The following is an 11,006-nucleotide window of genomic DNA, read 5'->3' as shown; positions in this document are numbered from 1 at the left end:
GGTTTCTGGGGGGTGCCCGGCGCCCCCCGGGTTGCCCCCGGGGCACCCCCCGGAGCGGCGCCGGAGGATCGAAACGGGGTTGAGCGGGATCGAGCGGGATGCGGCTGCGCAGGTCAGTGCGTTTTCGCAGGTCAGTGAAGGTGACAGTTCAGGTTCAAGTCCGGCTCCGGGCACGCTCCCGGCCCCGCCCCCCCTGCTGAGGCTCGATTTCTCTGACGAGCCGTCACGGTAAAAGTTTCCCCACCTGTGTCCGGGTGGTCCCGAATCGACTTGCTGAAGGCGTGCACGATGCCGGACACTCTCTTGGTAGCTACAAGCAACCAATGAACAGGGCAAGGCAGACATGACTGGGGGAAGGGCGACGGGTGCGGACACCCGCGCCCGGGAGAACGCCGCCGCCACGGGCGGCACCTCGTCCAGGCTGAACGAGGCGGCCGCCGAGCTGGGGACGCAGATCGTACGGTTCGGGCGGCTGATCACCACCTGGCGGCGGAGCGCCAAGACGGACGGCGGGGCCGCGGACCGGGTACTGCTCGCCAAGCTCGTGAACCACGGGGACCGGCGCGCCACCGACCTGGCCGCCGACGCCTTCCTCGACCTCTCGACCGTGAGCCGCCAGGTGCGCTCACTGGTCGACCGGGGACTGGTCGAGCGCTATCCGGATCCCGAGGACCGCAGGGGGACGCTGCTGCGCGCCACGGAGGCCGGGCGTGCGGCGTTCGAGGTGTACCGGGGGCAGCGCGACAGCAAGCTGGCCGCCCTCCTGGAGCGCTGGCCCGAGGAGGACCGGGAGCACCTGGTCCGCCTGCTGGGCCGGCTCAACGACGACCTGGAAGAGGCCCGGCACTCAGGCCTCCCGCCCCATCCCCCGGAAAGCCGGGACACCGCCGTGAAGCAGAAAGAAACACCAGCGTGAGTACCACGAAATCCCCCGAGATAGCGGGGGCGGCGCCGAAAGCCGGGACGGGGGCCCTCAGTCACCGGCAGATCCTGACCATCCTCAGCGGACTGATGCTGGGCATGTTCCTGGCGGCGCTCGACCAGACCATCGTCAGCACCTCCATCCGTACCATCGCGGACGACCTGCACGGCCTCAGCCAGCAGGCCTGGGCCACGACCGCGTACCTGATCACCTCGACGATCGCCACGCCGCTCTACGGCAAGCTGTCCGACCTGCACGGCCGCAAGCCGTACTACCTGGCGGCGATCAGCATCTTCGTCGTGGGCTCGGTGCTGTGCACCTTCTCCACCTCGATGACCGAACTGGCCGTCTTCCGGGCGGTCCAGGGCCTCGGCGCCGGCGGCCTGATGTCGCTGGCCCTGGCGATCATCGGTGACATCGTCCCGCCGCGCGAGCGCGCCCGGTACCAGGGCTACATGCTCGGTACGTTCGCCACCTCCAGCGTCGCCGGGCCGCTCATCGGCGGCGCGCTGGCCGGCCAGGCCACCCTGCTGGGCATCACCGGCTGGCGCTGGGTCTTCCTGGTCAACGTGCCGGTCGGCATCATCGCGCTCTTCGTGGTCGCCAAGGTCCTGAACATCCCGCACACCCGCCGCGACCGGCGCATCGACTGGTGGGGCGCGCTCACCATCGCCATCGGCGTGGTCCCGCTGCTGCTCGTCGCGGAGCAGGGCCGCGAGTGGGGCTGGGGCTCGGCCACCTCCGTCGCCTGCTACGTCATCGGCGGACTCGGCATCATCGCCTGGATCTTCGTCGAGCGGCGGATCGGCGACGACGCGCTCATCCCGATGCGGCTCTTCCGCAACGGCACCTTCAGCAAGACCAGCCTGCTGTCCGTGTTCATCGGCATGGGCATGTTCGGCGGGATGATGATGATCCCGCAGTACCTCCAGATCGTGAAGGGGTCGAGCCCCACGCGGTCGGGTCTGGAGATGCTGCCGCTGATGGCGGGCATGATGATCGCCTCCATCGTCACCGGCCAGATCACCTCCAAGACCGGCCGCTACAAGATCTTCCCGATCATCGGCACGGCCCTGATGGTGGCGGCGCTGCTGCTCTTCCACTTCCAGGTCCAGTGGGACACCCCGCTGTGGCAGACCATGGTCTACATGGTCGTCTTCGGCCTGGGCCTGGGCTCCTGCATGCAGACGCTGGTACTGGCGGTGCAGAACGCGGTGCCGCCGGGCGACATGGGCGTGGCGACCGCGTCGTCCACCTTCTTCCGGCAGATGGGCGCCACGGCCGGTACCGCGATCTTCCTGTCGCTGCTCTTCAGCACCGTCGGGGACAAGATCGCCTCGGCGTTCAAGGACGCGGCCGCCACGGACCGCTTCCAGGCGGCCCTGCACGATCCTGCGGTGCTGCACGACCCGGCCAGCAAGCCGGTGCTCGACATGCTCCAGCACCCGGGCGCGGGCGGTTCCTCCTCGGTACTGAGCGACTCCTCGTTCATCCAGCAGCTCGACCCGCGGCTGGCCGAGCCCTTCCAGCGCGGCTTCACCGACTCGATGCACGGCGTGTTCCTGCTGGGCGCGATCATCATCGCGGTGGCGTTCGTGCTGGTGCTCTTCGTCAAGGAGGTGCCGCTGCGGCAGGTCTCCGGCCTCCAGGCGCGCGCCTCCGAGGAGGAGGCCGCGACGGCCGGTGCGGCGGAGACCGACGACACGGCCGCGACCGAGCCGGTGGACATGGTGAAGGAGGCGCCGACCGCGGTGCCCACGGCACCCGGTGCGGACCTCGCGGACCGTGCCGAGCCCGTCGCGGGCCCCGGTATCAGCGGGCAGGTGCGCGACGGCCAGGGCCTGCCGCTGGCGGGCGCCGCGGTGACCCTGATCGACATCGGCGGCCGCCAGCTCGGCCACGCCCGTACCGCGCGGGACGGCAGCTACGCCCTCGCCGCACCGGGCGCCGGGACGTACGTACTGATCGCGTCCTCCGGCACCCGGCAGCCGCAGGCGGCGACCGTGGTGGTGGGCGACGAGGTGGTCCCGTACGACCTGGCGCTCAAGGGCGCGGCCGGGCTGACCGGTCAGGTGCGCGACAGCCGGGGCGCGGTCCCGGTGCCGGGTGCGCTGGTCGTGGCCACGGACCTGCGCGGTGACGTGGTGGCCTCGGCCGTGGCCGGCCAGGACGGCGAGTTCGTCTTCGGCGACCTGGTCCCCGGCAGCTACACGCTGGCCGTCAGCGCCGCGGGCCACCGCCCCGCCGCGCTCCAGGCCGAGGTCGGCTCCGGCGGCGAGCCCAACTGGTACGAGGCGCGGCTCGCGCCCTGTGCCCGGATCTGCGGCACCGTGCGGAGCGGGCGGGGCGAGCCGCTCGCCGACGCCCGGGTGACCCTGCTGGACCCGGCGGGCAACACGGTGCTCTCCGTCATCACCGGTGACGACGGCGCGTACGCCTTCACCGACCTGGACGGCGGTCAGTACACGATCATCGCCAGCGGTTACGCACCGGCGGTCGCGTCGCTGCGGCTGGAGGACGGCGGCCGCACCGGCTTCGACATCGACCTGGCGCACGACACCGTGTCCTGACGGATGACGGTCCGGCGAACTCCGGCCCGGCACGCTTCTACGGGGGGCGTGCCGGGCCGCGTGGCTGTGTACGGGCAATTGTGCGGGTCTGGTGTGGAGCGTTCCGCAGGCGATTTCCGGGAAGTGGACGGGCGGTAACATAGAGGGCAGTCGTTTTCTTTGCTCTGAGTGGGCTGGAGTTACCGCGTGACACGAGTGAGGCAGGACCGGGCGATCCGTACGCGAGGCGTCATCTTGCGTGCGGCTGCCCAGGTGTTCGATGAGTACGGTCTTGCCGGATCGAGCATCAGCAAGATCATGACGCGCGCCGGCACGACCCAGGGGGCGATGTACTTCCACTTCAAGTCGAAGGAGAACCTCGCCCGCGCGGTCATCAACGAGCAGGCCGCCGACCTGTCGCTGCCGGAGCGGCCGGAGGGGCTCGCGCAGCTGATCGGGCTGACGTTCTTCCTGGCCCGCGAGATGCAGAGCAATGTGCTCTTCCGTGCCGGTGTGACGCTGGCCGTCGAGCAGGGCCAGGTCGGGCTGCGGGACTTCAGCCCGTACGACATGTGGGCGGACCTGTTCCGCGGCGAGCTGGAAGCGGCCCGCAGTAAGGGCGAGTTGCAGGACGACGTGGAGGTCGGCGAGGTCGCACAGCTCCTCGTCGCCGCGTACACCGGCTCCCAGGTCATGTCGAACCTGCTCACCGGACCCGACCGGGCCGACCTCCCGGAGCGGATCGGCCGGATGTGGCGGTACATCCTCCCGGGCATCGCCCAGCCGGACCGGCTGGCGGAGCTGCGGGAGGTCGCCGAGCGCGCCGGGACGGCGGCGTGACGCCGCGCACGGTACTGCTGAGCGGCGCGAGCGGCTTCATCGGCTCCGCCGTGCAGGCCGCGCTCCGGGCGCACGGCGCGGACATCACCGTACGGGCGCTGTCCCGTGCGGACGGCCCGGACGCGGTGCGCGCGGACCTGACCGACCCGGACTCCCTGCGGGGCGTGGCCGAGGGCGCCGACGTACTCGTGCACCTGGCCTCCCGGGTGTCGGGCGAGGAGGAGCCGTGCCGGGCGGTGAACATCGTCGGTACGCAGGCGCTGATGCGAGAGGCGCAACAGGCCGGGGTGCGGCGGATCGTCCACCTCTCGACCGCCGCGGTGTACGGGCTCGGACCGCACTCCGGGATCGCCGTGGACGAGATCGCGCCCGCCCCCGTGTCGGCCGCGAGCCGTACCCGGCTGGCGGGGGAGCGGTACGCGCTGGACGCGGGCGCCGTGGTGCTGCGCCCGTACCTGATCACCGGCGCCGGTGACCGCTGGGTCGTGCCCGCCCTGGCCGAGCTGGTCCGCCGGGTCCCGGCGCGCTGGGACGGCGGGCAGGCGCGGCTGTCGCTGGTCGACGTGCGGGACCTCGCGCGGCTCATCGCGCAACTGGCGTGCGGCGAAGAGGAGGTGGCGAGCGGGGTGTACCACGCGGCCCACCCCGAGCCGGTGCGCCTCGGCGCACTGATGGACACGCTCGCCGGGCACGGCGTGCTGCCCGAGGTGCCGCAGGAGGCATGGGACTGGCAGCGGTGCGTGGACCGGCTGCGGGAGTACCCGGGCGCCATGAGTGAGCGTCAGTTCGAGCTGATGGCCCGGGAACACTGGTACCGCAGCGAGGAGATCTGGCGGCTGGCGGCCGTACCGGCCGGCCCGGGCCCGCTGCAACGGCTCGCCGAGTCGGCTCCTTGGTACGCGGAGTATCTGGCCGGTACGACGGCGGGCGCGACCGGGGCCTGAGGCACCCGGCGTACGAGCCGTCCGGCGTACGAGCCGTTCGCCGTTCGGGCCGTCCGGCTTTTGAGCCGCCCGGCTGGACGTCCGGCGGGCGGCTCCGGTGCTGCTGGGGCGCGGCTTCAGGCCGCCTGTTGCCAGGCGGCGGACATGCGCAGATGGTGTGCGTGCGCTGCTGAGACGAGCGTCATGTGGCGGTGCCAGCCGGGGTAGGAACGGCCCTCGAAGTCGTGCAGGCCGTGGTCCAGCAGGGTGTCCGGGGCGGGGGCGAGGGGGACGGTCAGCAGGTCGGCGAGGGCGGCGAGCCGGGCGGCGGGCAGGTCGGTGAGCCAGATGTGGCGCGGCCCGCCGTCGGCCGGCCAGGTGGCGACGGGCTGCAGCGGGCGCGGGCTGCCCGGTACGTGCACCAGCGCGGGCGCGAGGCGCAGTTGAGCCGCGGCCGGGCCCAGCGGAGTGGTGGCGGCCCGGCCGAGGCGCTGCAGGAGCTGCCGGGCGGGGAGCGCCCCGGTGGGCTGCGGGCCCCGTACGTGGCGGGTCGGGCGCAGCAGGCCGATGGTGACCGGCGTGGTGGACGGGACGCGCAGCGCGAAGCCGTGGCCGCGCGCGGTGAGCGCCGTCAACAGGGGTCGTACGCCGGTGTGGTGGGCGGCGGTGGCCAGGACCGGCGCCTCGTGGGCGACGGGCAGGCCGAGCAGGTCCAGCGTGAGGGCGTGCGGCGCGCGGGCGCCTTCCGTCTCGGGCACGCACACGCGGGCGCGCAGCCGCGCGTCCTCGCTCCAGCGGCCCGGCAGGTGCAGCCGCCAGTCGAGCGGCGTGGTGCCGTGCTCGGTGGCCAGGAACAGCCCGAACGCCCACTGACAGCCCAGGGTCCGGCCGCTGGCGGGGTCGAAGCGCCGGTGGACCCCGACGGAGTGCTGGCCGCGCTTCGGGATCAGGACGGGCGCCGGGATCAGGGCGCGCGGCGGGAGCTGCCGCGCGCACCAGTCGGCGAGGCGCCTGCGGACCGGCTCCCACCGCCAGGTGCTCGCGTTGACGATCTGGTGCAGGGACTGCCATGCGGTGTCCGAAGTGCTCACCGTCCAGGCCATGTTGCGTACGGACTTCTTGCCCGGAGTCGAGCACAGACCCCTGAGATAGGCGGTGGCCCACCGGCGCTGGTCGGCGCGCGGGAGGTCCTGGAACAGGTGCCGAGCCAGGTCGTCGGCCGGGTGGTGCGGCACCGGCCGTACCGGGCCGCTCCCGTAGAGCTCGGTCATGGCGGCTCCCTTCGAACGTGCGGGCAGGAGTGTCGGTGCCGAAAGAATAGCGAACAACCTCTATGTTTTTGAAGGGACGGTTCGCCGTGCTCGGTGGAGCAGTGCTCTCCGGTGATCGGTGACCTGCCAAAGCCGTCGCGGGGCGGCGTCGCGGGGTACTCGTTGGTGTGTACATGGGGTTAACGTCTCTTTCCACGGGGATTGCGGTGAGGATGTGCGGCCGGCCGGCTGGCCGGTGCTTCGCGGCACCCCGTCCGAAAGCCCCCGATCCCCCTTCAGATCCGGCCCGCCGAGCGGCGGTTGCCGGGTGAGGTCTGTCGAATTGGTGGCATCAGATGAAGCAGGAACGCGCGGTGGTCACCCGTGGACGTCTGACGCGTGCGGCGGCCGGGGAGTTCGCCCGCCATGGGTACGCGGGTACCTCGCTCCAGGTCGTGTGCAAGGAGGCGGAGGTCTCCATGGGCGCGCTGACCTTCCATTTCCGGGCCAAGAGCGAGCTGGCCGAGGCGGTGGCCGAGGCGGCGGTCGCCGAGACCGGCGCCGTGGTGGCCGAGGCGAAGGGGTGCGGCGGCGATCCGCTGGCGGCCATGTCCGGCCTGGCCTGCGACCTGGCCGGGCTGCTGGCCCGCAGCCCCGCCGTCCGGGCGATCGTGCGGCTGGAGGAGGAGCGGGTCATCACCGCGGGCGGGTGGCAGGCGGCGTGGGAGCCGGCCGTGCGCGCCATGCTGGAGTGCGCGCGGCGGCGCAACGACCTGACCGCCGAGATCGAGGTGGAGACCGTGGTGCAGCTCGCCGCGCACCTGCTGAACGGCACCGCCGTCACCCTGCACGCCCGCCCCGACACCGATGAGGTGGCGGCGCTCGCGCACATCTGGGCCGCGGTCATGCAGGGCATCCGCGCGTCCGCGGAGGTGGCGCACTGACGGCACGTCACGGGGCCTGGTAGCGAGCGCATTTCAGCCCGAATTCCCCGTCGACCGACCGGAATGTTCCCTTCCTGAGCGGGGTCGCAGAAAGTCTTGGGGCGACTGGGGTGCTGGTCACGGGTGGTGCGAGGGGGGGAGGTGGGTGCCGGTGGGGCGGCCGGTGGTCGACAAAAAAAAGAATGCCCTCTATGTTATGCCGTGCCACGGCCCAGTGCCTTGTGCGGCCAACGCACAACGAGGGAAAGGATGCTGACGTGCCCCGATTTGCCACCGTCCCGGACGCCACTGCTCGCTACGAGGTCATCCCGCAGCAGTTCGTCCACAAGCTCGACCCGGACGAGGTGCTGCTCACCGGTTGGCGCAAGACCGGTCCGGACACCTACGAGGTGACCGCGCGCCGGCCCCAGACGCACAGCTTCTACCTGAGCGGCAACGGCGGGTACGACCCGCTGCTGTTCGCCGAGACCGTCCGCCAGCTCCTTCCCCTGCTCTCCCATGCCGCCTACGGGGTGCCGCTGGGGCACCAGCTGATCTGGGACGACTTCACCTACAGCATGGACGCCGCCGCCATGGAGGCGACCGACCCCGGGATACCGGTCCGGCTGGTCGTCCGCTGCACCGCCGTCACCCGCCGCAGCAGCCACGCGTCGGCCATCGTCCTGCACGCCGAGGCGTACCAGGGCAGCCGCCGCCTGGGCGAGGCCCGCACCCGCTTCACCGTGCACAGCCGCGCCGTTTACCAGCGGCTGCGCGGCGCCTACGGTGACGCGCAGCGCGCCATGGCCAACGCCGTACTCCCCGGACTGCCGCTGCACGCCCGGCGGGTGGGCCGCGTCTCGCCCTACGACGTCGTCCTCTCCCCGGACGCCGCGACCGGCCGCTGGCAGCTGTGTGTCGACACCGGCCACCCGGTCCTCTTCGACCACCCGGTCGACCATGTGCCCGGCATGCTGCTCCTGGAGGCCGCCCGGCAGGCGACCCAGGCCATGGCCGACCCGCTGCCGGTCGTACCGGTGACGATGCACACCGAGTTCCACCGCTACATCGAGCTGGACGCCCCCTGCTGGGTCGAGGTCGAGGCGCTGCCCGCCGACCCGTCGGGCCGCTGCCGGGTGCGGGTGAGTATGCGTCAGCACGAGACGGTCTGCTGCGTCGCGGACGTCACCGTGGAGCGGGCGCCGGGCTCCTTCCCGCTGCCCGTGCTCGCCTCGCGCGAAGCCGCGCCCGCGCTCGTCTGACCGGTAGACGCGCGCCCGCCCTCGTCTGACCGACAGGCGCGCGCCCGTCCTCGTCCGACCGGCGCGCCCGCCGCGTGGCAGCCGTCGGCGTCGCCTCGCTCATCCCCTTCACCCCCGCCCGTTCACCCCTGCCCGGCCGGTGCCGCGCCCCCCTGTCCGGGGCGCGCACCGCCTTGGGCGTTTTTTTCTCTCCCAAAAACATAGAGGTTGTTCGCATTGTTTCGCGAGCGTTCAACCCGTCGTGCAATGAGGAGTAGCCATGACCGCCGCCTCCACCCTGCTGGCGGATGTCTTCACCCATGCCCTCTCGGAGGGCCTCAGTCGCGCCGCCGCCCCGCGGGTCCGCCCGATCGGCGCCGTACCCGACGACCTCGGCGGCCCGGCCCCGGACCCCGTCGACGCCGCGCTGCACCGCTTCGCCGGCCTGCTGCGCTCCCCCTCCGCCCAACTGCCCGGCGGGCAGCCCGACGAGGAGGAGGCGCGGTACCTGCTGGAGCTGGCCCGGCACGCGCTCGCCCGGCCCGCGAGCCGGGCTGCCGGTCAGCCTGCCGCGCCGGCCGTCGGCCGCCCGGCGCCGGATCAACTGCTCACTGCCGCGATGCTGTTGACCGAATGCCTTCTCCTGCAGGGGCTGGGTGCAGGCGCGGCGCTCCCGCTCCTGCACTCCGTCCGGGAGACCTTCGGCGCCGCCGCGGGCCCGCACCTGCGGGCCGCCGACGCCTGGCAGGGCCGCCGGACGCTCGCCCGGGACGTCCACGACCGCGTGGCCACCCCGCTGGCCGCCGCCCTGGACCGGCTCGGTGCGGAAGCCGGTACCGTACGCGCCTCCGCGCAACTGACCGCGGCGCGCGACCTGTTGGCGCAGGCCGCCGAGAGCAGTCGCGGCATCGTGGCCGGACTGCACGAGCGCACCCCGGTGCCCCGCCTGCGCGAAGCCCTGGAGGTCGTGCGCGGCCTGCCCGAGGGGCCGGAGGTGCGCTGGCAGCAGTCCGGGGACGAGACCACCCTGCCCGAACTCTTCCGGCGCGAACTGCTGCTCGTCCTGCGCGAGGCGCTGCTCAACGCCCGTACCCACGCCGCGGCGGAGACGGTGTCCGTCACCGTACGGACGACCCGCAGGTGGGCCCACGCCCAGGTCTGCGACGACGGGCGGGGCTTCGACGTCGCGCACACGCTCTCCGCACGGCCCGCGTACGGCCTGCGGTCCATGTCCGAGCGCATCGAATCGGTGGGCGGGCGGCTGGCCGTGACCAGCCGCGCCGGCGACGGCACCCGTGTCGACGTCCACCTGCCCCGTTACCAGGCCGGCTGACCGCCGAAAGAGAAGGGGAAACAACCATGCCACGTATCACCGCCGTCATCGCCAGCGAGAACGCCCTGCTGCGCGACGCCCTCACCGCCCTGCTGCACGCCCAGCCCGGCATCCGCCTCCTCGGCCAGGCCACCGGTGAGCACGAAGCCCTGCGCAAGGCCGTCGCGCTCCATCCTCAAGTGATCCTCCTGGAGCCCTGGTCGGCGCCGGGCAGCACCGTACGCACCGTACGTTCGCTGCGCCGCCTGGCGCCCGAGACCGCCGTACTGGCCCTGCCGGGCGGCGGCACGCGCGCCGACCACCACGCCCTGCGCGCCGCCGGGGTCCACGGCTACCTGCCGCGGGACGCCGGACGGGAGGCGCTGCTCGCCGCGCTCGGCGCGCTGTTCCCCGCGGCGGTGCAGGGCGCCGGACGCGTACCGTACGCCGCCCTCTCCCGGCGCGAGCGGGAGGTGCTCAGCGGGGCGGCGGCCGCCATGACCAATCAGCAGATAGCCCGCGGGCTCGGCATCACCACAGGGACCGTCAAGCGGCACCTGCACACCACCTTCCGCAAACTCGACGCCGTGTCCCGGCTCGACGCGGTGGCCAAGGCGCTCGCCGCCGGACTGATCAGCGCGCCGGGCCCGGCCCGGCCACTGGAGCCGGACGGGCCGGCCGGTCCCGCCGGGCCACCGGAGCCGTCCGGCGGCGCGGCCGGCCGGCAGTGGGCGGCCCGGGCGGCATGACCGGTCCTGGGCATGCATTTGTCATTCCGCTGACATTCCCCGCGCTTTCTTGAGATCTCTGACCGAACCCTTCAAATGCATGCCTTGTGCGCCGGGCTTTCCGTGCAGAAAGGTGGATGGCACGACCCGGTGCATTGATCTGGAACCGCTTGCCAGGAAGGCGCGGAGCACCGGTACGAGAATTCCTGTCTAGGGGGAGCTGTCGTGCGCAAGGTGCTCATCGCCAACCGTGGCGAAATCGCTGTCCGCGTGGCCCGGGCATGCCGGGACGCCGGGATCGGGAGCGTAGCGGTCTAC

General features: G+C 72.6%; 10 protein-coding genes. 9 read left to right on the top strand and 1 reads right to left on the bottom strand.

Features of this window, described 5'->3' with window-relative positions:
* Positions 1 to 343: 343 nt before the first annotated feature.
* From AB0I82_RS36335 to AB0I82_RS36320, 4 genes are all read left to right on the top strand, one after another.
* On the top strand, positions 344 to 916 hold the full coding sequence (locus AB0I82_RS36335) for a MarR family winged helix-turn-helix transcriptional regulator (RefSeq protein WP_363261775.1): 573 nt from the start codon (positions 344 to 346) through the stop codon (positions 914 to 916).
* The gene (locus AB0I82_RS36330) at positions 913 to 3,492 is read left to right on the top strand and encodes an MFS transporter (protein WP_363261774.1); all 2,580 of its coding nucleotides are present in this window, start codon (positions 913 to 915) and stop codon (positions 3,490 to 3,492) included. Before AB0I82_RS36335 ends, AB0I82_RS36330 begins: the two co-directional genes overlap by 4 nt.
* Positions 3,493 to 3,678: 186 nt before the next feature.
* Positions 3,679 to 4,311, top strand: a complete 633-nt coding sequence (locus AB0I82_RS36325; protein WP_363261773.1) for a ScbR family autoregulator-binding transcription factor — start codon at positions 3,679 to 3,681, stop codon at positions 4,309 to 4,311.
* Positions 4,308 to 5,255, top strand: coding sequence for an NAD-dependent epimerase/dehydratase family protein (locus tag AB0I82_RS36320; RefSeq protein WP_363261772.1), 948 nt, complete (start codon positions 4,308 to 4,310; stop codon positions 5,253 to 5,255). Before AB0I82_RS36325 ends, AB0I82_RS36320 begins: the two co-directional genes overlap by 4 nt.
* Before the next feature lie 116 nt (positions 5,256 to 5,371).
* Here AB0I82_RS36320 and AB0I82_RS36315 read toward each other — a convergent pair whose 3' ends face one another.
* Positions 5,372 to 6,505, bottom strand: coding sequence for a transposase (locus AB0I82_RS36315; protein ID WP_363261771.1), 1,134 nt, complete (start codon positions 6,503 to 6,505; stop codon positions 5,372 to 5,374).
* Between the two features lie 335 nt (positions 6,506 to 6,840).
* Between AB0I82_RS36315 and AB0I82_RS36310 the strand changes: the two genes are divergently transcribed.
* The 5 genes from AB0I82_RS36310 to AB0I82_RS36290 all read left to right on the top strand — a co-directional run.
* Positions 6,841 to 7,428, top strand: a complete 588-nt coding sequence (locus tag AB0I82_RS36310; protein ID WP_363261770.1) for a TetR family transcriptional regulator — start codon at positions 6,841 to 6,843, stop codon at positions 7,426 to 7,428.
* A gap of 257 nt (positions 7,429 to 7,685) precedes the next feature.
* Complete coding sequence (locus AB0I82_RS36305; protein ID WP_363261769.1) at positions 7,686 to 8,669, top strand: ScbA/BarX family gamma-butyrolactone biosynthesis protein; 984 nt, start codon at positions 7,686 to 7,688, stop codon at positions 8,667 to 8,669.
* A 259-nt stretch (positions 8,670 to 8,928) separates the two neighbouring features.
* Entirely contained in the window at positions 8,929 to 9,981 is a 1,053-nt protein-coding gene (locus tag AB0I82_RS36300; protein ID WP_363261768.1) for an ATP-binding protein, read from the top strand.
* Positions 9,982 to 10,007: 26 nt separating this feature from the next.
* Positions 10,008 to 10,709 carry a response regulator transcription factor gene (locus AB0I82_RS36295; RefSeq protein WP_363261767.1) on the top strand — a complete coding sequence of 234 codons (702 nt, stop codon included), beginning with the start codon at positions 10,008 to 10,010 and terminating at the stop codon, positions 10,707 to 10,709.
* Positions 10,710 to 10,913: 204 nt separating this feature from the next.
* Positions 10,914 to 11,006, top strand: a 93-nt coding sequence (locus AB0I82_RS36290) for a biotin carboxylase N-terminal domain-containing protein (protein WP_351219746.1), incomplete at its 3' end; no start/stop codon positions are given.

The sequence above is a fragment of the Streptomyces sp. NPDC050315 genome (assembly GCF_040655775.1).
GTDB lineage: Bacteria > Actinomycetota > Actinomycetes > Streptomycetales > Streptomycetaceae > Streptomyces.
The sequence above is the reverse complement of the archived record's forward strand: the minus strand, read 5'-3'. Positions and strand labels throughout refer to the sequence as shown.

Excerpts from the sequence above, each read along its gene's own strand:
- AB0I82_RS36335 (WP_363261775.1), top strand. The coding sequence starts at position 344 with ATGACTGGGGGAAGGGCGACGGGTGCGGACACCCGCGCCCGGGAGAAC.
- AB0I82_RS36315 (WP_363261771.1), bottom strand. The coding sequence starts at position 6,505 with ATGACCGAGCTCTACGGGAGCGGCCCGGTACGGCCGGTGCCGCACCAC.
- AB0I82_RS36310 (WP_363261770.1), top strand. The coding sequence starts at position 6,841 with ATGAAGCAGGAACGCGCGGTGGTCACCCGTGGACGTCTGACGCGTGCG.
- AB0I82_RS36300 (WP_363261768.1), top strand. The coding sequence starts at position 8,929 with ATGACCGCCGCCTCCACCCTGCTGGCGGATGTCTTCACCCATGCCCTC.
- AB0I82_RS36295 (WP_363261767.1), top strand. The coding sequence starts at position 10,008 with ATGCCACGTATCACCGCCGTCATCGCCAGCGAGAACGCCCTGCTGCGC.